20 protein-coding genes and 4 tRNA genes are annotated in these 21,958 nt (G+C 62.3%); 6 read left to right on the forward strand and 18 right to left on the reverse strand.

Annotation, left to right across the window (positions count from 1 at the left end; all coding sequences use genetic code 11):
• Nucleotides 1–403 precede the first annotated feature (403 nt).
• On the forward strand, nucleotides 404–3,694 hold the full coding sequence (gene rne, locus QCL65_RS18865) for a ribonuclease E (protein ID WP_407311414.1): 3,291 nt from the start codon (nucleotides 404–406) through the stop codon (nucleotides 3,692–3,694).
• A gap of 67 nt (nucleotides 3,695–3,761) precedes the next feature.
• On the opposite strand, the gene QCL65_RS18870 is transcribed toward rne, so the two are convergent.
• The 10 genes from QCL65_RS18870 to QCL65_RS18915 form a co-directional block, all read right to left on the reverse strand.
• Complete coding sequence (locus QCL65_RS18870; protein ID WP_407311416.1) at nucleotides 3,762–4,349, reverse strand: NTP transferase domain-containing protein; 588 nt, start codon at nucleotides 4,347–4,349, stop codon at nucleotides 3,762–3,764.
• Nucleotides 4,346–5,290: an XdhC family protein gene (locus tag QCL65_RS18875; RefSeq protein WP_407311418.1), complete on the reverse strand. Its 945-nt coding sequence runs from the start codon at nucleotides 5,288–5,290 to the stop codon at nucleotides 4,346–4,348. Before QCL65_RS18875 ends, QCL65_RS18870 begins: the two co-directional genes overlap by 4 nt.
• A gap of 123 nt (nucleotides 5,291–5,413) precedes the next feature.
• A complete protein-coding gene (gene murB / locus QCL65_RS18880) occupies nucleotides 5,414–6,433 on the reverse strand; it encodes a UDP-N-acetylmuramate dehydrogenase (protein WP_407311420.1) in 1,020 nt (339 codons plus the stop codon).
• Nucleotides 6,430–6,894: a low molecular weight protein-tyrosine-phosphatase gene (locus QCL65_RS18885; RefSeq protein WP_407311422.1), complete on the reverse strand. Its 465-nt coding sequence runs from the start codon at nucleotides 6,892–6,894 to the stop codon at nucleotides 6,430–6,432. Before QCL65_RS18885 ends, murB begins: the two co-directional genes overlap by 4 nt.
• Complete coding sequence (gene kdsB, locus QCL65_RS18890) at nucleotides 6,894–7,658, reverse strand: 3-deoxy-manno-octulosonate cytidylyltransferase (RefSeq protein WP_407311424.1); 765 nt, start codon at nucleotides 7,656–7,658, stop codon at nucleotides 6,894–6,896. Before kdsB ends, QCL65_RS18885 begins: the two co-directional genes overlap by 1 nt.
• Entirely contained in the window at nucleotides 7,655–7,840 is a 186-nt protein-coding gene (locus QCL65_RS18895; RefSeq protein WP_407311426.1) for a Trm112 family protein, read from the reverse strand. The genes kdsB and QCL65_RS18895 overlap by 4 nt, the downstream gene beginning before the upstream one ends.
• Nucleotides 7,841–7,876: 36 nt before the next feature.
• Nucleotides 7,877–8,887 carry a tetraacyldisaccharide 4'-kinase gene (lpxK, locus tag QCL65_RS18900; protein WP_407311428.1) on the reverse strand — a complete coding sequence of 337 codons (1,011 nt, stop codon included), beginning with the start codon at nucleotides 8,885–8,887 and terminating at the stop codon, nucleotides 7,877–7,879.
• A complete protein-coding gene (locus tag QCL65_RS18905; protein ID WP_407311430.1) occupies nucleotides 8,887–9,315 on the reverse strand; it encodes an ExbD/TolR family protein in 429 nt (142 codons plus the stop codon). Before QCL65_RS18905 ends, lpxK begins: the two co-directional genes overlap by 1 nt.
• Nucleotides 9,312–9,947 carry a MotA/TolQ/ExbB proton channel family protein gene (locus tag QCL65_RS18910; RefSeq protein ID WP_407311432.1) on the reverse strand — a complete coding sequence of 212 codons (636 nt, stop codon included), beginning with the start codon at nucleotides 9,945–9,947 and terminating at the stop codon, nucleotides 9,312–9,314. The genes QCL65_RS18905 and QCL65_RS18910 overlap by 4 nt, the downstream gene beginning before the upstream one ends.
• A gap of 85 nt (nucleotides 9,948–10,032) precedes the next feature.
• Nucleotides 10,033–12,267 carry a ComEC/Rec2 family competence protein gene (locus tag QCL65_RS18915; RefSeq protein WP_407311434.1) on the reverse strand — a complete coding sequence of 745 codons (2,235 nt, stop codon included), beginning with the start codon at nucleotides 12,265–12,267 and terminating at the stop codon, nucleotides 10,033–10,035.
• 149 nt (nucleotides 12,268–12,416) lie between these two features.
• Here QCL65_RS18915 and QCL65_RS18920 point away from each other — a divergent pair, with 149 nt between their 5' ends.
• Nucleotides 12,417–12,938 carry a DUF2062 domain-containing protein gene (locus QCL65_RS18920; protein ID WP_407311436.1) on the forward strand — a complete coding sequence of 174 codons (522 nt, stop codon included), beginning with the start codon at nucleotides 12,417–12,419 and terminating at the stop codon, nucleotides 12,936–12,938.
• Nucleotides 12,939–12,961: 23 nt separating this feature from the next.
• Here QCL65_RS18920 and QCL65_RS18925 read toward each other — a convergent pair whose 3' ends face one another.
• Complete coding sequence (locus QCL65_RS18925; protein ID WP_407311438.1) at nucleotides 12,962–13,741, reverse strand: ABC transporter permease; 780 nt, start codon at nucleotides 13,739–13,741, stop codon at nucleotides 12,962–12,964.
• The gene (locus QCL65_RS18930) at nucleotides 13,738–14,670 is read right to left on the reverse strand and encodes an ABC transporter ATP-binding protein (protein WP_407311440.1); all 933 of its coding nucleotides are present in this window, start codon (nucleotides 14,668–14,670) and stop codon (nucleotides 13,738–13,740) included. Before QCL65_RS18930 ends, QCL65_RS18925 begins: the two co-directional genes overlap by 4 nt.
• A 371-nt stretch (nucleotides 14,671–15,041) precedes the next feature.
• Between QCL65_RS18930 and QCL65_RS18935 the strand changes: the two genes are divergently transcribed.
• The 3 genes from QCL65_RS18935 to QCL65_RS18945 all read left to right on the forward strand — a co-directional run bounded on the left by QCL65_RS18935 (nucleotide 15,042) and on the right by QCL65_RS18945 (nucleotide 18,817).
• The gene (locus tag QCL65_RS18935; RefSeq protein ID WP_407311442.1) at nucleotides 15,042–17,489 is read left to right on the forward strand and encodes an acyl-CoA dehydrogenase; all 2,448 of its coding nucleotides are present in this window, start codon (nucleotides 15,042–15,044) and stop codon (nucleotides 17,487–17,489) included.
• 62 nt (nucleotides 17,490–17,551) lie between these two features.
• Nucleotides 17,552–17,962 (forward strand): PA2817 family protein, encoded by a 411-nt coding sequence (locus QCL65_RS18940; protein WP_407311444.1) that lies wholly within the window; start codon nucleotides 17,552–17,554, stop codon nucleotides 17,960–17,962.
• A gap of 63 nt (nucleotides 17,963–18,025) precedes the next feature.
• Nucleotides 18,026–18,817 (forward strand): alpha/beta hydrolase, encoded by a 792-nt coding sequence (locus QCL65_RS18945; protein ID WP_407311446.1) that lies wholly within the window; start codon nucleotides 18,026–18,028, stop codon nucleotides 18,815–18,817.
• A 93-nt stretch (nucleotides 18,818–18,910) separates the two neighbouring features.
• Here QCL65_RS18945 and QCL65_RS18950 read toward each other — a convergent pair.
• From QCL65_RS18950 to QCL65_RS18965, 4 genes are all read right to left on the reverse strand, one after another.
• Nucleotides 18,911–18,986: transfer RNA gene (locus QCL65_RS18950), tRNA-Gly, on the reverse strand.
• Between the two features lie 3 nt (nucleotides 18,987–18,989).
• Nucleotides 18,990–19,065: transfer RNA gene (locus QCL65_RS18955), tRNA-Glu, on the reverse strand.
• 104 nt (nucleotides 19,066–19,169) lie between these two features.
• Nucleotides 19,170–19,245 (reverse strand) — tRNA-Gly (locus QCL65_RS18960).
• A 2-nt stretch (nucleotides 19,246–19,247) separates the two neighbouring features.
• Nucleotides 19,248–19,323: transfer RNA gene (locus QCL65_RS18965), tRNA-Glu, on the reverse strand.
• A gap of 330 nt (nucleotides 19,324–19,653) precedes the next feature.
• Between QCL65_RS18965 and QCL65_RS18970 the strand changes: the two genes are divergently transcribed.
• The gene (locus tag QCL65_RS18970; RefSeq protein ID WP_407311448.1) at nucleotides 19,654–20,424 is read left to right on the forward strand and encodes a hypothetical protein; all 771 of its coding nucleotides are present in this window, start codon (nucleotides 19,654–19,656) and stop codon (nucleotides 20,422–20,424) included.
• Nucleotides 20,425–20,482: 58 nt separating this feature from the next.
• Here QCL65_RS18970 and QCL65_RS18975 read toward each other — a convergent pair whose 3' ends face one another.
• Both QCL65_RS18975 and QCL65_RS18980 read right to left on the reverse strand, forming a co-directional pair.
• Entirely contained in the window at nucleotides 20,483–20,965 is a 483-nt protein-coding gene (locus QCL65_RS18975) for a GAF domain-containing protein (RefSeq protein WP_407311450.1), read from the reverse strand.
• A complete protein-coding gene (locus QCL65_RS18980; protein WP_407311452.1) occupies nucleotides 20,962–21,852 on the reverse strand; it encodes an ATP-binding protein in 891 nt (296 codons plus the stop codon). The genes QCL65_RS18975 and QCL65_RS18980 overlap by 4 nt, the downstream gene beginning before the upstream one ends.
• Between the last annotated feature and the right edge of the window lie 106 nt (nucleotides 21,853–21,958).

A 21,958-nucleotide genomic window follows, 5' to 3' on the forward strand; every position in this document is an offset into this window, starting at 1 on the left:
AAATGCCAACCCGTTGCGGATTCAGCGCGCGGCAGCACCCGAATTATCAGGGATACGTGTAGGGTGGAGATGCACAACCGTCAGACCGTGTAGCACCGCAGCATGGTCGCCAATGGGCGACCCGCCAAGGGCTTTCACAAGACGCTTCAGGGCGTCCACGGCCGACGTTTGATTCCTCCTCCTGACTGAGTGCTTTTGACACCACAGCAAGCAGGACGCGTCGTCGCGACACCGCCGCTATCAGGCAGGGTCGCAAGATTCTGTACGTAAAGTCGCCGAGCGGCACTGTACGCACAGAACGAGACTACAAGGGCATCGCCCCTGTTGACGCACCTGACACCGACCGTGAGAAGTCGTGTGTGCCGAACGCCGTTTCCGGCAGCCCGGAAACCGACGGTACTACATGAAAAGAATGCTGATTAACGCAACTCAACCCGAAGAGTTGCGTGTTGCCCTCGTAGACGGCCAGCGCCTCTACGACCTGGACATCGAATCCGGCGCCCGCGAGCAGAAAAAGGCCAATATCTACAAAGGCCGTATCACTCGCATCGAACCGAGCCTCGAAGCCGCCTTCGTCGACTTCGGCTCTGAGCGCCACGGCTTCCTGCCGCTCAAGGAAATCTCCCGCGAATACTTCAAGAAGGCCCCTGAAGGCCGCGTCAACATCAAGGACGTCCTGAGCGAAGGCCAGGAAGTCATCGTTCAGGTCGAAAAAGAAGAACGTGGTAACAAGGGCGCCGCCCTCACCACCTTCATCAGCCTGGCTGGCCGCTACTTGGTGCTGATGCCCAACAACCCGCGTGCCGGCGGCATTTCCCGGCGTATCGAAGGCGAAGAACGCAACGAACTGCGGGAAGCGCTCAATGGCCTGGTGGCTCCCGCCGACATGGGTCTGATCGTGCGTACCGCCGGCCTTGGCCGTAGCAGCGAAGAAATGCAGTGGGACCTCGACTACCTGCTGCAACTCTGGACCGCCATCAAAGAAGCGTCGCTGGACCGCTCCGCACCTTTCCTGATCTACCAGGAAAGCAACGTCATCATCCGTGCGATCCGCGACTACCTGCGCCAGGACATCGGCGAAGTACTGATCGACAGCATCGAAGCCCAGGAAGAAGCCCTGACCTTCATCCGCCAGGTGATGCCGCAGTACGCTAGCAAGATCAAGCTGTACGAAGACAGCGTGCCCCTGTTCAACCGCTTCCAGATCGAAAGCCAGATCGAGACCGCCTTCCAGCGTGTGGTCGAACTGCCATCGGGCGGCTCCATCGTCATCGATCCGACCGAAGCCCTGGTGTCCATCGACATCAACTCGGCGCGCGCCACCAAAGGCAGCGACATCGAAGAAACCGCCCTGCAGACCAACCTGGAAGCGGCTGAAGAAATCGCCCGCCAACTGCGCCTGCGGGACATCGGCGGCCTGATCGTGATCGACTTCATCGACATGACCCCGGCCAAGAACCAGCGCGCCGTCGAGGACAAAGTCCGCGAGTCCCTGGAAGCCGACCGCGCCCGCGTTCAAGTGGGGCGTATTTCTCGCTTCGGCCTGCTCGAAATGTCGCGCCAGCGCCTGCGCCCTTCTCTGGGTGAAAGCAGCGGCATCGTTTGCCCTCGCTGCAACGGCACCGGCATCATCCGCGACGTAGAATCGCTGTCGCTGGCGATTTTGCGCCTGATCGAAGAAGAAGCCCTGAAAGACCGTACGGCCGAGGTACGCGCTCAGGTGCCGATCCCGGTCGCCGCGTTCCTGCTGAACGAAAAACGTAACTCCATCACCAAGATCGAACTGCGCACCCGTGCGCGCATCGTGATCTTGCCCAACGATCACTTGGAAACACCGCACTTCGAAGTGCAGCGCCTGCGTGACGACAGCCCGGAAGCTTTGACCAATCAGTCGAGCTACGAAATCGCTGCCGCCGAAGTCGAAGAAGTGCTGCCGGTCGCGGCGACCCGCACCCTGGTGCGCCAGGAAGCAGCCGTCAAGACGGCCCCAGTGCGCACTGCCGCACCGGTATCGGCCAGCGCCGAGGCCACTTCCACGGCCCCTACGGCCGCCCCGGCGCAACTGCCGGAGCCAAGCCTGTTCAAGGGCCTGGTGAAGTCCCTGGTCAGCCTGTTCGCCACCAAGGAAGAGCCTGTCGCCGCCGCCCCGGCCGTGGTTGAAAAACCCGCCAGCGAGCGTCCGGCCCGTAACGACGAGCGCCGTAACGGTCGCCAGCAAAGCCGTAACCGTAACGAACGCAAACCGCGGGAAGACCGCGCCCCACGCGAAGATCGCCAGGCCCGTGCCCCGCGTGAAGAGCGTGAGCCGCGCGAAGCTGCCGCTACCCCTGCCCCAGCCGTAGCCCGCGAAGAACGCGCGCCGCGCCAGGAGCGCCAGCCGCGCACCCCACGTGAAGGCCGTAATAGCCGTAACAGTGAAGACCGCCCGGTACGCGAGCTGCGCGAGCCGCTGGACGCGACCCCGGCCGTTGCCGCTGCCGCAGTCACTGCTGCCATGGAAGAGCCCGCCGAGCGCGCCCCGCGTGCCGAACGAACGCCTCGTGAAGAGCGTGCTCCCCGTGAAGAACGAGCGCCGCGCGAAGAGCGTCAACCGCGCGCACCCCGTGAAGAGCGTGCCCCACGCCCGGCAGCGGTGGAAACCGCTTCGACCGAGGAAGACACCGAGCAAGCGCCTCTCAACGAGGAAGCCCTGCAAGATGACAACCAGGACAACGCCGAGGGTGATCGCCCACGTCGCCGCTCCCGTGGGCAGCGTCGTCGCAGCAACCGCCGCGAGCGTCAGCGCGACGCCAATGGCGATGTGATCGAAGGCTCCGAAGAAGGCAACGACGGCGAAGACAGCGACGCTAGCGAGTCGACTCCTGCCGTGGCCACCCCAGCCATTACCGCCGCCGCCAGCGCTGCGGCCGGCGAAGGTGTCATCAGCTCAGCCGCCGAGGCCCAGGCCCACAGCCAAGCCGAGCGGGCCACTGCCGCGACCCTGGAAAACGCCGAACTGGCCGCTCCGGAAATCGTTGCCACAGCAGCGGAACCCGTTCAGCCTGAGCCGGCCGCAGCCGTCGAGCCTGCCGCTGTTGAGCCTGAAGCCCAAGCCAGCCCTGCCCCAGTGATCGAACAGCCGTTCGTTCCCGTGGAACCAGCACCAGCGCCTGTCTCTGTAGAGCCTATCGAAGTTCAGCCACAAAGCCTGAACAACGAACCGGCGTTGATGCAGATCAGCGAACCGCAGCCAGAGGCTAGCGTGACCGAACAGGCCGAGCCCGTTGTGGAGTATCAACCGCAACCGGCCCAGGTCGAGGCGATCCAGGCTGCACCGGAGCAAGTGACCGAGCCAGCACCGGAAGAAGCCGCAGCGGCTCAGCCCCAGCCAGCCGCCGCCGAGCCTGTAGTGGTCGAGCCAGCCCCTGTGGCTGAACCCGTGGTGCCGGTTGCCGCCCCTGCGGTAGCCAGCAACGGCCGCGCGCCTAACGACCCACGTGAAGTACGTCGGCGTAAGCGTGAAGCAGAACTGGCCGCTGCCGCCGCCCGGGAAACCGAGCAGTCGGCAGCCCTGAGCAGCGCTAAAGCCGAAGCCGAGGCGGTACACGCCCCTGCTGAAGTAGCCGCTACTCCTGTGGATGAAAACCTGCAGTCGGCAGAGCCTGCCGCTGAGCAACACCCGGATCACAGCAACGAGCCTAAACCGCTCGCCTGACACCCCGGGCAGTCATAAAAAAACCCTCGTCGGCTTGTGCCGGCGAGGGTTTTTTTATGGGGGGGACTTAATCGGGTACGTCAGCCGGTAGGTCGACATCTCGGTAAATGCCGGGATCGTCCGTTGGGACCGGCACCACCTGACCCGCGCAGAACAGGCGTTTGGCCCCCTGATCGCCGCTCAAGCCCAGCAGCCCCGCTCCGTAAGCGCTACCAAAACCGACGGGGTGGCCATAGCCCTGCGCACCGCAGGCCACACTAATGTATGCAGGCTGCATGGCATCGAGCACGGCCTGCAAGCTGGCTGGGCGCACCCACGGCATATCCCCCAGCAGCACAAGCCACCCCGCCTGGCCTGGGCTGGCGGCAATAGCAGCGGCGAGGCTGTCGCCCATGCCGGCAGAGGCCAAAAGAATGATTTCACAACCATAGCGCTGCGCCAGCTCAATGACCCCATGGCGCTCAGGCCGAGTGACCACCAAACGCCGCGCCACCGGCTGGCCCAGATTCACCAGCACCTGCTCGAAAACGCTCCGGCGCACCCCATCCAGGCCGGTGCAAACAGCCATGAGTTTGTCTAGGTCTTGCTCGCAGGCTTCGCGGTATCGGCGCCCGTGCCCGGCAGCCAGGATCACAGCTGCCACCTCGCGGCTCATGACGAAGCGTTCTTCAGCGCGACGATCTGCGCCATTAACGACAGGGCGATCTCGGGCGGTGTATGGCTACCGATCGGCAGCCCGATGGGGCCATGCAAGCGGGCGATCGCCGCCGCCGGAACGCCCAGCTGCGCCAGGTTGGCCCGGCGTTTCTCGCTATTGACCCGTGAACCCAGAGCGCCGACATAAAATGCGGGGGATTCCAGGGCGGTCAACAGGGCCATATCGTCCAGGCGAGGATCGTGGGTGAGTGCGACCACCGCCGTGCGTTCGTCGGTCTTGATCGACAGCACCGCATCGTCCGGCATCCCCGCGACGAACTGCACCTCGCCGGCGTCCCAGGCGTGGGAAAACTCTTCGCGCGGGTCGCAGACCAATACCTGAAAATCGAGTAGACGCGCCATTTCCGCCACGTAGCGAGACAACTGACCGGCACCGATCAGCAACAGCCGCCAGCGCGGCCCATAAACAGCGCGCAAGATGCGCTCATCGAAACTGAAAGCGTCTTCGCGGGTGGCGGGCTGCAGGCTGACCTGGCCGCTAGCGAGGTCGAGTACCCGGGCAACCAGTTCATGCCCCTCGCAGCAGGCCAACAATTGCGTGACCCATTGGACGTCGCCAACCCATTCTTCGGTCAAGCGCAAGGTTCCACCGCACGGCAGACCAAAGCGCGCCGCCTCATCACGAGTGACCCCATAGGTGATCAACTGCACGGGCCCTTGGCGCGAGCGCCCGTCGTGCAACCGAGTGATCAAGTCATCTTCGATACACCCACCGGACACCGAGCCGATGACCATGCCATCATCGCGCAGCGCCAGCATCGCTCCCGGCGGACGTGGCGCACTGCCCCAGGTCTGCACCACGGTATAGAGCACCACGCCCCGGCCCTCTTGGCGCCAGGCGAGAACGCTGCGCAAGACATTTAGATCGACACTGTCCACGTGCAACGGGCCTCTATCGGAAATATGGATTCAGCAAGTTAGGACACGGGGCTGCTGCGAGGGTTCTATCAGGCTCGCGCCCTGCACGATGAAGGGATTGGGGCTAACGCCCCTCACCAGGGATCAATAGAGGTTGGGTTCCATTTCCAGCTCTACCCCGAACTTACTCAGGATGTCCGCCCGAATACGCTGGGCCAGTTCATAGAGCTGCGCGCCAGTGGCTTGGCCATAGTTGACCAGCACCAGCGATTGCAATCGATGAACACCGGCATCGCCCTCTCTGAAGCCTTTCCAACCAGCCCGTTCGATCAGCCAACCGGCGGCCAATTTGGTTTGCCCGTCTGGCTGAGGGTAAGCCACCAGATCCGGGTGATCAGCTTTGATCGATTCGGCCAGTGCGGCGGGAACCAGCGGATTTTTAAAGAAACTACCGGCATTGCCCAACTCAGCGGGGTCGGGCAGTTTTTCCCGACGAATGCTGCAGATGGCTGCGCTGACATCCGCCGGGGTGGGCGCCTGAATGTCCATTTGCTGCAAGCGCTGGCGCACAGGGCCGTAGTCGAGGTGCAAAGGCGCATGACGAGCCAGGCGAAAGCGCACACGCAGGATCAACCAGCGGCCCGGCTCGCGCTTGAAGCGGCTGTCACGGTAGCCGAACTGACAGTCAGCCAGGCTGAATTCACGGGTTTGCAGGGTATGCCTGTCCAGTGCGATCAGGCTGTGAAACACGTCCTTGATCTCAACCCCATAAGCCCCGATGTTCTGCATCGGTGCCGCGCCCACCGTACCGGGAATCAGGCTCAGGTTTTCCAGCCCGGCCAGGCCCATGGCCAAGGTCGCCAAAACAAACGGGTGCCAGGGTTCGCCCGCCTCCGCTTCGATCACCACCTGACCCTGTACCTCGCTCAGTTGGCGAATACCACGGCTGCCCATGCGCACCACCAGCGCCTCAACGTCGCGGGTCAATAGCAGGTTGCTGCCACCGCCCACCAGCAACACCGCCTGCCCAATGGCGTCGGCATGGCGCAGGGCCGCGCAGGCCTGAGCATCATCATGAACCTCGACGAAGGCCCGGGCGCGCACGTCGATGCCGAACGTATTGAAGGGTTTGAGCGAGACATCATGCTCGACAGCCAGGCTCACAGGCGGCCTCGCAGTTCGCTGACCAGGCCCTGGCAGGCATGCTCGATCAAGTCGAGCACCTGTTCGAACCCGGCATCACCGTCGTAGTAAGGGTCGGGCACTTCGTCCACGGGCGCGTCGAAGCGGCGCAGGAACAGATCCAGCTCGGCGCGGCTACCCGCGGGCTGCAAGCGCTTGAGGTCGGCCAAATTGCTCCGGTCCATGGCAAAAATAAAGTCGTAGTGCTGGAAGTCGGCCACGCTGACCTGCTGCGCGCGCTGTGCAGACAAGTCATAGTTACGCGCCAGCGCGGCGCGCTGGGAGCGGGCGTCTGGTGGCTTACCGACATGCCAGGCGCCGGTACCGGCGGACGCCACCTCGACCCGCTCGGCCAACCCGGCCTGAAACAACTGCTGCTGCAACACCCCTTGCGCGGTGGGCGAGCGGCAGATGTTACCCAAACAGACGAACAATACCCGCATCAGGCCTCCAACAGGCGCCGCACGCGCTCTAGGTCTTCAGCGGTATCGACGCCGGGCGGCGGCGCGATCAGCGCATCGGCCACATGAATACGCACCCCGTGCCATAGGGCACGCAACTGTTCGAGGCATTCGGTGTTTTCCAGCCAGCACGGGCCCCACGCCACGAAGTCCTGAAGGAAACCGGCACGGTAAGCGTAGATGCCGATATGCCGCCGGTAAGGCACTTCTGGCGGCAGGCTGTCGCGGGCCCGGGCGAAGTCGTCGCGGGCCCAGGGCAACGGCGCGCGGCTGAACGTCAGGGCCAGGCCATTGCAGTCGCTGGCCACTTTCACCACGTTGGGGTTGAACAGTGTTTGCGCGTCTTGGATAGGCTCGGCCAGGGTCGAGATACCGGCTTCGGCGTGGGCCGCCAGGTTGGCCGCGACTTGGTCGATGACCTGCGGCGGAATCAACGGCTCGTCGCCCTGAACATTCACCACAATGGCGTCAGCCGCCAGCCCCAGCGCCGCCGCCACTTCCGCCAGGCGGTCGGTGCCGGACGCATGATCGTCGCGGGTCATCAGCACCTGGGCGCCAAAGGCCTCACAGGCAGCAACGATGCGCGCATCGTCGGTGGCCACCACCACTCGCGTAGCGCTGCTCTTACAAGCCTGCTCCCATACGTACTGGACCATCGGCTTGCCCGCGATCAGTTGCAGGGGCTTACCGGGCAACCGCGTGGAGGCATAGCGTGCCGGGATCACCACGGTGAACTCAGCACTCATTTTTCCAGACGCTCGTCGTCGGTGAGCGTACGCGCTTCGCTTTCCAGCATCACCGGAATCCCATCACGGATCGGAAAGGCCAGCCCGGCGCCCTTGCTGATCAGTTCGGTCTTGTCCGCGCTGAGCTTGAGCGGCCCTTTGCAAACGGGGCAGGCGAGGATATCGAGCAATTTGGTGTCCATGGAGCATCCTTTAGAAAAATGGCAACGGAACAGGAATCAGGGCTGGGGTGGCGTGCCCAGCAAGCGCTGCAGTTGCTGATCGAACCACACCACGAAAGCCGGTGACGGCACGGCCTCAACAGCCAGATACCACCAATCGTCAGCGGCGAACGGCTGGCATTTGACGGCGTCTTTTTCAGTCATCACCACCGGTAACGGCGGCTGAAAACTCAGGGCCTCGGCGCTGTACTGGGCGTGGTCGGCGAACGGGTGCGGCAGTGGCTGCCAGTGTAGCGCCTGCAGGGTCTTGAAGAAACGCTGCGGGTTACCGATACCGGCCACCGCGTGCAGCGCTTGGCCAGGCGGAAAATGCTCGAGAGAGTGACGCTTGCCACTGCGCAGGTTGATCAGTGCGGTGGGCTGCAGGGTGAAGGCAAAGCCTTGCGCCGAATCAGCCGGCGCGCCGTTGAACAACACGGCGTCCACCGAGGCCAAACGCTCGCGGGGCTCGCGCAGCGGCCCGGCAGGCAGGCAACGGCCGTTGCCCAGCCCCCGGGCCGCGTCGATCAGCACCAGCTCAAGGTCACGGGCCAGGCGGTAGTGTTGTAAGCCATCATCCGACAGGATGAGGTCGACTGGCTCGGCCGCCAACAGCGCGCGCACGGCCTGGCTGCGGTCTGGGTCGATCACCAGCGGCACGCCGGTACGGCGCACAATCAGCAGAGGCTCGTCCCCGGCTTGGGCCGCGGCCTGCTCAGGCAACACTCGCCACGGCCAATGGGGCGGCCGCGCGCCATAGCCACGGCTGACCACGCCCACGCGCAGCCCCTGACGCTGACAGTGCTCGATCAGGTAGAGAATCATCGGGGTTTTGCCGGTGCCACCGACCGTGATGTTACCCACCACCACCACCGGCACTGGCGCGCGGTAACTGGCGCCCTGCCCGGCTTCGAAGCGCTGGCGCTTACGCATCACCACCCGGCGGTAGAGGCATTCCAACGGGCGCAGCAGCGACAAGGCCGGGTGGCCCTCGTACCAGGCGCGCACCAGGCGCTCACCGAACGCCATCAGCGCCCGCCCTGCGCCTCGACAGTGGTCATGTCGAGCTTGCTGAAGCCTAACTTGCCGGCGGCATCCATGGCGGTGATCACCGACTGATGGGGGGTCTTGCCGTCAGCGCTGATCGACAAACGCAGCGTGTTGTCGCCACCGGATGCTTGTTGTATCGCGTCGAGCAACGTGGGCAGATCGCTTTTGGGCAGCAGTTGATCATTGACCGAGTAAACCCCATCGGCGCTGATGGCCACCTCGATGCGCTTGCCCGCCGCGTCTTCAGCCGGCATGCCGCTGACCGCTTCGGGCAGCTCGACACGCAGCTGGCTCTGGCGGGTGAAAGTGGTGGTGACGACAAAAAACAGCAGCAGGACGAACACCACGTCAATCAATGAGATGAGGTTCAGCTCGATATTTTCCCGGCGGCGGCGGCGGAACTTCACACTTTGCCCTCGTCGAAATCGACCTCGCGCTCACCTTGCACCACCTCGACCAACTTGATGGCTTCCTGCTCCATGCCGACGATCAGCTCGTCGAGCCGGCGTTGCAGAAACCGGTGAAAGAACAGCGCCGGGATCGCCACGATAAGGCCCGCGGCGGTGGTCACCAGGGCCTTGGAGATACCACTGGCCATGAGTGCCGGGTTGGCGCTCATGTCGCTGCCCATGAACGAGCTGAAGATTTCGATCATGCCGATCACCGTCCCCAGCAGGCCCAGCAAGGGCGCCATGGCCGCGATGGTGCCCAAGGCATTGATATAGCGCTCCAGTTCATGGACGACACGGCTGGCGGCCTCCTCAATGGACTCTTTCATGACTTCGCGGCCATGCTTGGAGTTGGCCAGCCCGGCCGCCAGGATTTCACCCAAGGGTGAGTCGGCGCGTAGCTCCTTGAGTTTTTCTTTGTTCAGCTGTTTGTCTTTGCGCCAGCGCCACACTTGGCCAACCAAGTGCGGCGGTGCGACGCGGCTTGCCCGCAGGGTCCAGAGACGTTCAGCCGTGATACCTAGAGCGGCGATGGAGCTCAAAATAATCGGCAGCATCATCCAGCCGCCCGACTTGACCAATTCCCACACAGTAACGACTCCCTCGCAAAAGTGCGCCACTCTACCATAGGCCGCGTAGGCTGGCCGAGACCGTGATGACGGTTGGCGGCCAGTTTTACGGGGCTGGCACATGGTCATCACGCCAAAAGCGCCGCTGGCTGCGCCAGGCCGTTGGTCCACTAAAACGCCCCAGCGTGAGTTGCAGGGCGCCATCAATGGCGTTGTCGTGCAGGCTGGCTCCGGCTTGCCGGTAGCGCTCGACCACACTGATGTGCGGGTGGCCGAAAGAATTGCCCTGCCCGCGGGGAATCATCACGCCACGGGGCGCCACGGCGTCAACGAACCGCTGGGAAGATGAGGTGCGGCTGCCATGGTGGGGTGCTTGCAGCCAATCGGCCGCCACGTCCAAGCCGCTGTCGAGCAGCGCTCGCTCTGCCGCACTGTCGATATCGCCGGTCAACAACAAACGCTCACCGCTCGCCTCGACCAGCAGGACACAGGAGGCCGGATTGCTCTCGCGGGCCTGCAGCCAGCGCCATACGGTAAAGGTCACGCCGTCCCAAACCCAACTGGCGCCTGGGCGACAGGCTTGGGCGCGCCAGGCTTTGGGCAAGCCGGCGGGCTCACCGGCCAGCACCTGCGCGGCGGGGAAGCTACGCATCAAGGCCGGCGCTCCGCCGGCGTGGTCGAGGTGGGCGTGGCTGATCAGCAGGCTGTCCACCTGGCCCACGCCAAGCTTGCGCAGGGTCGGCACCAGAACCCGCTCGCCGCTGTCGAAACCTGGGGTGCGCGGGCCGGTGTCGTAGACCAGGGTATGTCCGCGCGTGCGCACGATAACGGCAAGGCCTTGCCCAACATCCAATTGCCAGATCTGCGCCTGCCCCCACGCTATGCGCTCGCCGCCGGGCCATACCACCAATAGCAACAACGGCCAGCCCAGCGGCCGCAATGGGCTGCCGGCGGGCAACAGCACCAGGAAAGCGCCGAGCCCCACCAACGCGGCCAGCCAGCCGGGGACCAATGGCGGTGTCCAGGCAGGCGCGAGTTGCGCGGCCCACTGCAGAAACATAAACAACGCTTCCAGCGATCCCCCGGCCAGCCATAACAACGCGCTACCCACCCCAGGCCAGGGCAGCAGTAGGGTGCCAGCCAACGCCAGGGGCAAAATACCGACACTGACCCATGGCACCGCCACCAGGTTGACCAGCGGCCCGCTCAGGCTGATCGGCAGACCTAACGCCAACAACATCGGCAACAGCCCTAGGGCGATCAGAAACTGCGCACGCCCCCAAGCCCGCCAAGGCCGCCAGGCGCCCAGGCGGCCGCGAAAGATCAGCATAAGCACTGCGACCGCACCGAATGACAACCAGAAGCCGGGTTGCAGGCTGACCAGCGGCTCGATCAACAGCACCGCATCAAACACCAGCAGCAGCGGCAGCAATAGCCCCAAGTGGCGGTAGCGCAGGCGCCAGACCAGCACCAGCGCGAGCATCAGGCAGGCACGCTGCACGGGCACCTGGAAACCGGCCAGGGCGCCGTAGCCCAGGGCGGCCAGCATTGCCAAGGCGCAGGCCCACGGCAGCCAGGGCCAGCGGCGCGGCCATAACCCCAGGCGCGCCAGGCCAGCTACCAGGCCGTAGACCAGCGCGCCGACCAGACCGATATGTTGCCCTGAGATCACTAGCAAATGCACCGTGCCGGTGGCTTGCAAAATGGCCCAATCGGCGCTGCTGACACCTTGCCCATCGCCGAGTACCAACGCACGCAAGGCGCCTTCACGGCCCCAGGCATCAACCCGCGAAAGCCGCTCGCGCAGATCGTCGCGCCAAGCGTGCCGGGCAGGAACAAGCAAATGGCCGTCTTTGACACTGCCCGTGGCGCCTATGCGGTGGCTGAGCAGCCACTGCTCATGATCGAAGCCGCCCGGGTTGACCAGCCCCCGCGGGCGTTTCAGGCGCACCGCCAAACGCCAGCGCTCGCCTTCGCGCACCGCCGGGCCGTTGAACCATGACAGCCGCAGGCGAGTCGGCAGCTGGTGCTGACGGGCTTGGATGTCACGCAACTCGAAGCGCACAGAACTGCCGGATCTATCGGGTAGGCCGCTGACTTGCCCTTCCAACCAAAACGTGCGGCCGTCGAGCTGCGCCGACAAGCGGTCATCCAACGCCCACTGCGCCGAGGCGCAGGCCCAGGCTACGCCCAGCAGCAACGCACTCACGCGGTACGTACGCAGGCACAAACCCAACAGCGCGCCCGCCGCCACCCCCAATAGCGCCCAGGCAGGCGGCAAGCTCGGCAAAAACGCCGGCGCGAGCAGCCCCAAGCCCAACGCGAGCATCCCTGTTCGCATGGTATCGGTCCTTGATTTTAAACCCACTGGGATAGGCTTAGACCAAGGCCCTAGAACGCGCTCTTATTAAATGTCACAAAGTCTGAATTTGCCTGGAGGCGAATCTGTGCATACTGGCTCGACCGTTTTGCAGCCGACCGAGGACCGCCATGCCGCGTCGATTATTCAAACGCTACATGCCCGATCCCACCAGTATTCGTGAGCACAAATCGCTGCGCTTTCTTGGCCGCCTGCTGCATGACCCCAACCTTTGGCACCTCAACCGCCATTCCGTAGCGCGGGCCATGGCGGTCGGCCTGTTCGCGGCCTTCATTCCCATTCCTATGCAAATGCTCTTGGCCGCCAGCCTGGCGATACCGGTGCGCGCCAATATGCCCATAGCCGTCAGCCTGGTGTGGCTGACAAACCCCATCACCATGCCGCCGGTGTTCTACTGCACCTACAAGGTGGGCTCATGGCTGATGCAACAGCCACCACGCAACTTGCCCGACGACCTGACCTTCCAATGGATCACCGACCAGCTTTACACGCTGTGGCAGCCATTCCTGCTGGGTTCGGTGGTGTGCGGGCTGGTACTGGGGGCGTTGGCGTATTGCCTGACCATGCTGTACTGGCGCTGGTGGGTGGCCAGGCAATGGCGGCGGCGCAAAGCGCAACGCCGCCAGCAATGAAGTTCAAACAGCGTTCGTAAGGGCTACGAGCGCATCCCGCGGCCACTGACCAACAACCGCGCGCAAGCGATATACAGCACCACTGTCGCCACCAGCATAAAGGCCACGGCCACGCCAATGCTGATATCCGACACGCCGAGAATCCCGTAGCGGAACGCGTTGACCATGTGCAGCACTGGGTTGGCCAGGGACACGGTCTGCCAGAACGGTGGCAACAGAGTGATGGAATAGAACACCCCGCCCAGGTAGGTCAGAGGCGTCAGCAGGAACGTGGGGACGATGGAGATATCATCGAAATTGCGCGCGAAGACCGCGTTGATGAACCCCAGCAGCGAAAAAATCGTTGCCGTCAGTATCACCACCAATAAGGTAATACCCAGGTGATGCACCTGCAGGTGGGTGAAGAACAGCGACAGCAGCGTCACGATGATCCCCACCGCCAAGCCCCGTAGCACGCCGCCCATCACATAGCCCACCAGAATGGTGTGGGGCGACACGGGCGACACCATCAACTCTTCGATGGAGCGCTGGAACTTCGCGCCGAAGAAGCTTGAGACCACGTTGCCATAAGCATTGGTGATCACCGACATCATGATCAGCCCCGGCACGATGTACTCCATGTAGGTGAAGCCACCCATTTCACCGATGCGCTGGCCAATCAGGTTACCGAAGATCACGAAGTACAGCACCATGGTGATCGCCGGGGGCAGCAGGGTTTGCGGCCAGATCCGGGTGAAACGATGGATCTCACGGTAAACGATGGTTTTCAGGGCGACCAGATTCGGCCGAAACTCGGAGCTCATATGGCGACCTTCTTCAGATTTTTCTCTACCAAAGAAACGAACAGTTCCTCCAGGCGATTGGTCTTGTTGCGCAAGCTGATCACCTGAATGTTTTGCAAGGCCAACTGGCTGAACAAACCGGTGATACCTACTTGCTTATCGACCTGAACCTCTAGAGTTCGGGCGTCGACCAGCCGGCATGGATAACCGGCCAACTGCGGTGCGGCCGCCAGCTCATGGCTCAGGTCGAGCAGGAAGGTCTCAACGTGCAGGGTGCCCAGCAACTGGCGCATGCTGGTGTTCTGGACGATCGTACCGTGGTCAATGATGCCGATATTGCGGCACAGCTGCTCAGCTTCTTCCAGGTAGTGGGTCGTCAGAATGATGGTGATGCCTTTTTGGTTTAGCTCGGTCAGAAAGGTCCACATCGAGCGACGCAGCTCGATGTCGACGCCGGCGGTAGGCTCGTCGAGGATCAACAACCGCGGTTCGTGGATCAACGCACGGGCGATCATCAGACGCCGCTTCATCCCCCCTGACAACGAGCGCGAAGGAGTATCGCGCTTATCCCATAGGCCGAGCTGGGTCAGATACTGCTCGGCACGCTCCTTGGCCACTTTAGCCGGAATACCGTAGTAACCAGCCTGAGTCACGACGATATCGAAGGTTTTTTCGAACTGATTGAAATTGAATTCCTGGGGCACCACGCCGATGCAACGCTTAAGCGCAGCCGGTTGCTGGTCAAGGTCGTGGCCAAAGATATTGACCGAGCCGCTGGACTTATTGACCAGGGTAGAAAGGATGCCAATGGTGGTGGACTTACCCGCCCCGTTGGGGCCCAGGAGGGCGAAAAAGTCACCTTCGGCAACATCCAGGTCAATACCGTTCAAGGCCTTGAAACCGTTACCGTATGTTTTGGTTAGCTGCCGGATGGACAGAGCAGAACTCATAGAAGGTCTATACACCGTATATAAAAATCGTGGATGGGTGAAAGCGCACAAGGCTCAGCTAAGCCCGCCATGGTGCAAGAACCGAGCACTTGAGTACAGTGATGCTTGGTGATAGTCACTATCAGGGCGAACAGGTCGGCAAGTTCAGGAAGCCCACCGCTGTTAGTTTGTTTCGAGGTGTATCCGGGGCGTACGTTCCATTGGGTTTCGCCGCGAACTCCCACCTATCGCCAGGGTCATTTACCCTGTAGCCATGGGTTTTCCCACAGACCGAAGCCTGCCGTTGCGACCCTCCTCCACGCCCATCCCCGTCTAGACTGAGGGAATAGCCATATGGGTTGGCCGTACGCTGTCTTCACGGAGGAATGAATATGCTGTTGTTGTGGATTCTGGTTCTGCTGGTCGGCGTTGCCTGGTTGGCTCATCGACGCTTTGAGCCGCTGCCCGCCATGGGCGTAGTCGCTGGCTACCTGGTGTTAATGGGCCTGTTTGGGCATCCACCAGTGCTGCTGATGATCGTGCTTTGGCTGTTGCTGATCGCCGCTGCCGCCCTGGTGCTGCTCCCCGACCTGCGCCGCCAGCGCTTAAGCCGGCCGCTGTTCGCCTGGTTCAAGAAAACCCTACCGCCCATGTCCGAAACCGAGCGCGACGCTATCGACGCCGGGACCGTTTGGTGGGACGGCCAGCTATTCAGCGGTAAGCCCGACTGGAATACCCTCCTCGCCTACCCCAAAGTCAGCCTGACCGAGGAAGAGCAGGCCTTCATCGACGGCCCTACCGAGGCCCTCTGCGCGATGGTCAGCGACTGGCAGATCGGCCAAGACATGGACCTGCCGCCCGAGGCCTGGGCCCATATCAAGGAACATGGCTTCTTCGCCCTGATCATCCCCAAGGCCTACGGCGGTAAAGGCTTCTCGGCCTACGCCCACTCCCAAGTGGCCATGAAGTTGGCGACCCGCAGCGGCGACCTGGCTTCCACCGTCATGGTGCCCAACTCCTTAGGCCCAGCCGAGTTGTTGTTGCACTACGGCACCGATGCTCAGCGCGATCACTACCTGCCACGACTGGCCCGCGGTGACGACATCCCCTGCTTCGCCTTGACCGGCCCCATGGCTGGGTCCGATGCCGGCGCCATGCCCGATACGGGGATTATCTGCAAAGGTCAATGGAACGGCGCCGAAGTGATCGGCCTGCGAGTCACCTGGGAAAAGCGTTACATCACCCTCGGCCCGGTTGCCACTTTGCTCGGTCTGGCATTCAAAGCCTATGACCCCGAGCACCTGCTGGGCGAAGAAGAAGACCTGGGCATCTCGCTGGCCTTGATCCCGACCGACACCCCCGGCGTGGAAATCGGCCGTCGCCACTTACCCCTGGGCGCTGCGTTCATGAACGGGCCGAACTCGGGCAAAGATGTGTTTATCCCCCTGGATTATTTGATCGGCGGGCAAGCCATGCTCGGTAAGGGCTGGATGATGCTAATGAACTGCCTGTCGGTAGGCCGCTCCATCTCCCTGCCAGCGGTGGGCACTGGCGCCGCCAAGTACACCAGCCTGGTGACCGGCCAATATGCCCGAGTGCGCGAACAATTCAACGTGCCGCTGGCGGCCTTCGAAGGCATCCAGGAAGCCCTGGCTCGCATCGCCGGCAATGCCTGGTTGATGGACAGTGCCCGCATGCTCACGGCCAATGCCGTCGACCTGGGGGAAAAACCCTCGGTGCTGTCGGCGATCCTTAAGTACCACCTGACCGAGCGTGGCCGCGCCTGTATCAGCGACGCCATGGATGTGCATGGCGGCAAAGGCATCATCATGGGCCCAAACAACTACCTGGGCCGCAACTGGCAAGGCGCACCGATTTTCATCACGGTCGAAGGTGCGAATATTCTTTCGCGCAACCTGATGATCTTCGGCCAGGGCGCCATCCGCTGCCACCCTTTCGTCCTCAAGGAGATGGCCCTGGCCGGCCGCTCCGACCAAGACAACGCCCTGATCGAGTTCGATCAATTGCTGCTCAAACACATCGGCTTCGCCGTCAGCAACGCGGCCAGCACCCTGGTGCTGAACCTGGGCCTGGGCCGCTGGGACAAACGCCCCGGCAACGGGGTTAGCCGCCAATGGTTCTCGGCATTGGACCGGCAAGCGGCGGCCTTCGCCCTGCTCGCGGACCTGAGCATGATGTTACTGGGCGGCGAGCTGAAACGTCGCGAGCGCCTTTCGGCGCGCCTGGGTGACGTGCTCAGCAACCTCTACCTGGGCTCGGCGGCGCTCAAACGCTACCACGACTTGGGTTCGCCCGATCACATGCGGCCACTGCTCGACTGGGCCATGGAAGAAAGCCTGGGCAAAGCCGAGCACGCCCTGGACCAGATCCTGCGCAACTTCCCCAATCGAGTGTTCGGGGCGCTGCTGCGGGTGATCGTCTTCCCCCTGGGCCGTCGCCACACCGGGCCATCGGACGCACTGGACGCCAAGGTCGCGGCGGTGATCGGGCGCAACAAAGGCGACCCGACCCTCGAAGAACTGCTAGCCGGCTGCTATCGCCCGCAATCGGCCAGCGACGCAGTGGGTGCGTTGCAAGTGGCCAGCGACCTATTGGGGGCCGCACAGCCCTTGCGCAAGCAATTGCAAACCGCGCTGAAGGCCGGCCAGGTGCGCCCCGCTCCGGGCCAAAGCGGCATCGATGCAGCCGTGGCGGCGGGCGTGCTGACGCCCGAAGACGCGCTCACCCTGCAGGCTGCCGAAGCGGCTCGACGCAAAGTCATTGACGTCGACGACTTCAGCAAAGACGAGCTGTTACCGGCCGCCGGCCGGATTCGCTGACGACAGCGGGCGCGCGACGCCTTATACTCGCGCGCCCGTTTTTTGCTTTAAAGGACCCCAACATGGCCAACGCCTATCTCGACCAACAGCTCAACCTGCTCGATCATTTGCGCACGATTCTGGTGGCCCTGGGCGAAGCGGAACAAGTCCCGGACGAGAGCCATGCGCTGTTCTTGGAGCGTTTCGATGAGCTTCGGGCGCAACTGCCGGTAGAGCCTGTGGAAAGCCAATACCTGGGCCAGGACATCCTCTGCCAGGTCATCCAACGCTACCCACAGATCGCCCACCTGGTGCCTCGGGATCTACTCTGGTTTTTCGCTGGCGATTGCCTGCACTTTATGCCCGATGAAGAAATCGAGCTCTATCAGGCCCTGGAAGAGCGGCGCCATGAAGCCGAAGTAAACGATGAGCCGTTCGACTGGAATCAGGAAAAACAGTTACTCAGCCTGTCGTCACAAGACAGCCGCCATTGAGCGACCGCTAGCCCCTCGCTACGCGGTCAATCCGAATCAAAGGGCTAAGCCCTAGGGCATCCAATGGACCGCAAGCGCCGCTGGCCGCACCGCTTAACCCTGATGCTCGGTGCGGCGATTGGGCTTTACCTCGCCCTGTGCATCGGCTTGTTCTTTGCCCAACGCCTGTTCATTTACGTGCCACAAGCGCGCAGCCCTGACATCCCGGTCACCCTGCTGAACTTGCCGGTCGATGGCGCCAACGTGGTTATTTCCACCCGCCCCCTGCCGGGCCCCGATGCGCTGATCTATTTCGGCGGCAATGCCGAGGACGTCACGCGCAATCTGCCAGAGTTCAGCAAAGCCTTCCCTGACCACGCGCTGTACCTGATGAACTATCGCGGCTTTGGCGGCAGCGGCGGTTCGCCGTCTGAAGCCGCCTTGCAGCGCGATGCTCAAGCGCTATTCGACCGTGTCAGCAGCGAGCATGGGCGTATTGTCGTGATCGGGCGCAGCCTGGGCAGCGGCGTAGCGGTGCAGCTGGCCAGCGAGCGGCCGGCAACGCAGTTGGTACTGATCACCCCCTACGACAGCCTGAGAGAAATCGCCGAGCACCGGATGCCGTGGTTTCCAGTGCGCTGGATGCTGCATGACAGGTTCGAGTCCTGGCAGTTCGCGCAACGGGTGCGCACCCCGACCCTACTGCTCGCCGCAGCTGACGACACGCTGATCCCTTTGCCTAGCACCCAGTCGCTGTTCAGCCACTTCCCTCCCGGGGTGGCAAAGCTGCAGGTCATTGACCACGTAGGGCACAACTCGATTTCGCAAAGCGCTGACTATTGGCGCGCGCTGGAGGTTTTTTTGCAGGGCAAATGACAAGGCGCAGAGGCCAAAACGCAGACGCAAAAAAAGGACCCTAAGGTCCTTTTTTTATCCGGGAGCTGCTAATGCACCTCCCAGACTTTAATTTGGAGCGGGAAACGAGACTCGAACTCGCGACCCCGACCTTGGCAAGGTCGTGCTCTACCAACTGAGCTATTCCCGCAAATGGCGTCCCCTAGGGGACTCGAACCCCTGTTACCGCCGTGAAAGGGCGGTGTCCTAGGCCACTAGACGAAGGGGACACGCTAACTGAAACACATGGTGTGTATTTCAGCGTCCAGTACCACACCCGGAGATGGGGTTCTGGTTTCACTCAACGCCACCCTAAAGCAACGTTGTTTAAAAATGGAGCGGGAAACGAGACTCGAACTCGCGACCCCGACCTTGGCAAGGTCGTGCTCTACCAACTGAGCTATTCCCGCAATGGCGTCCCCTAGGGGACTCGAACCCCTGTTACCGCCGTGAAAGGGCGGTGTCCTAGGCCACTAGACGAAGGGGACACGCTACAACATTCACTGCTTACCGCGTTGCGCAAAGCGCTTTACGCTGTAAGTGGCGCGCATTCTATGGATGGATCGAGGGGGCGTCAACCCCCTGATATAAATTTATCTAAATCAATGACTTCCTGGCCGATAAAGTACCGCGTCGGCCGCTTCAATATAGGAGGGCCCCGTAGCCAGAGATGATATCAATATGCCACAATCACACAACCGCTAAGGTCCTCGGCAAACCTGCCGATAAACCCCTCAAGCGCCGGTGTAGGCAGCTCTATCACGCGGCACATTACGCAACTAAACTCGAACAATTATCAACTTGATGAGGCCTTAACGGTGACTCCACTTATGATCACCCTGCTCATCGTAGCCGGTATCGCGATTCTCATAGCCATCGGTTACCTGAACAACGTGGTGGAAAACGGCAAGATCGAGAAAGCCCGAACCAAGGTGGAACTTGCCGACCGGCTGCGTCGCTGCGAGGAGATATCGGCCACCTTTCCCGGTCAGCTCACCACGCCTGCCCTCAAGCTGCTGATGACACGCCTGGAGCTGAACATCAACCAGCGCATGCTGCAGACGGACAAGGGCAACGCGGCTATCAAGGCACGCATGGGTGAACTGGAAGCGGAAATCGGCAAAGGCGATGCGATCAAGATCAGCAACCCGCCCAACCCGATCCAGACCGAAGCCAAGGCCAAGGATGTGCGCTTCCTCCTCGAAGCCCTGCACAATCAGGTTAGCCGTGCTGCCCAGGACGGCTTTTTGCAGCCCACCGAAGCTAAGCACTGGATCCGCGAAGTACGCCACATGCTGGTGCTGCTGCACATCGAGTTTTTCAATAACCTGGGGCAGAAAGCCCTGCAAGACGAGCAGCCCGGCCAGGCCCGCTTGGCGTTCGAACGGGGGGTTCAATACCTGCGCAAGCAACCTGAACCGGCTCTGTATACCGAACAGCTCAAGTACATGGAAAAACTGCTGGGGCGCGCCAATTCCATGGTATTGACCAATATCGAACCGTCGGAAGACGAAGTTAACGAGCTGACCCAGGGCTTGAAAGAAGACGACAGCGAAAGCCAGTGGAAGAAAAAAGCGATCTACGACTGATCGCGCTTATCGGCTGTTTTTGAAGCCCACTGTTAAAGTGGGCTCGCCGCTCCTTTCTTCAGCAATCCGTTGCCGCCAGAAATATCGCCGCCAAACGCTCCAGCCCGCGCTGGTCGTCCTCGCTAAAACGCCCGACTGTTGGGCTGTCCAAATCCAATACCGCAATCAATTGCCCATCCTTCACCAGCGGGATCACCAGCTCGCTGTTGGAGGCACTGTCGCAGGCGATATGCCCGGGAAACGCGTGCACATCTTCAACCCGTTGAGTCTGCCGAGTCGCCGCGGCGGCCCCACATACCCCGCGGTCGAACGGGATACGCACACAGGCCACCTGCCCCTGGAACGGCCCCAGCAGCAGTTCTTCATTGCGGTTCAGGTAAAACCCGGCCCAGTTGAGGTCCTCGACGTGGTGGTACAGAAACGCAGAAAATTGCGCGGCGTTGGCGATGAAGTCGCGCTCGCCCGCCAACAGTGCCTCAAGCTGTGCACTGAGCAATGCATAGCCGTCCAGGCCTTCACCGGCCTGCTGCAAATCGATCATGAATGACGCTCCAATAATTTCAAACCCACCCAATACCGCGCGAACTGATAGGCGCATCGCCCGTTACGGTTGCCCCGCCCGGTCGCCCAGCGCACAGCGAGCACATCCAGCGCTTCATCGCGTTGCCAACTGAGGCCGCCGCGCTGCGCCAGCTCGTTGATCCAATGCTCCACCACAGCCAGGTAGTGTTCCTGGGTGAAGGGGTAAAAGGATAACCACAGCCCGAAGCGGTCGGACAAGGCGATCTTGTCTTCCACCGCTTCGCTGGGGTGCAGCTCAGCGCCCACGCGCTTCCAGTTCTCGTTGTCGCTCTCCTGCTCAGGGACCAAGTGGCGCCGATTGGACGTGGCATACAGCAGCACGTTATCCGGCGCCTGCTCGAGGGAGCCGTCCAGTACGCTCTTGAGCACCCGGTAGTCGCCCTCCCCGGCCTCGAATGACAGGTCGTCACAAAACAACACGAAACGCTGCGGCTGAGCCTGTAACAGCTCCACCACCCTGGGCAGGTCTGCCAGGTTATCACGCTCAATCTCGATCAAGCGCAGGCCACTGCCGGCGTATTCCGCCAGCAGTGCCCGCACCAGAGATGACTTACCCGTGCCACGGGAACCCCACAGCAAGGCGTGGTTGGCCGGCAGGCCATCGAGAAACTGGCGCGTGTTGCCGGCTAGCCGGTCCCGTTGCTGGTCGACCCCGATCAAGTCGCTCAAGCGCATATCGAGGCTGACGTTCAGTGGCATTAGGTAGCCGCTTCGGCCTTCGCGGTGCCAGCGCGCGGCCAGGCAGGTCGCCCAATCGATGGGCGGGCGCGGGGCGGGCAAAAGCGGCTCAATACGCGCCAATACGGCATCGGCACGCTGCAGAAAGGCATCCAATCGAGAATCCACGCGATCTCCCAATAGAGTAGAAAGAGGGTAAAACCCTTGCCGGCAAAACTGCCTTAGCAGGGTCGTCATCAGCTATGCTAGCGCAGCGCACGGAATAAGAGTCGAC

Source organism: Pseudomonas sp. nanlin1 (assembly GCF_045571515.1).
GTDB lineage: Bacteria > Pseudomonadota > Gammaproteobacteria > Pseudomonadales > Pseudomonadaceae > Aquipseudomonas.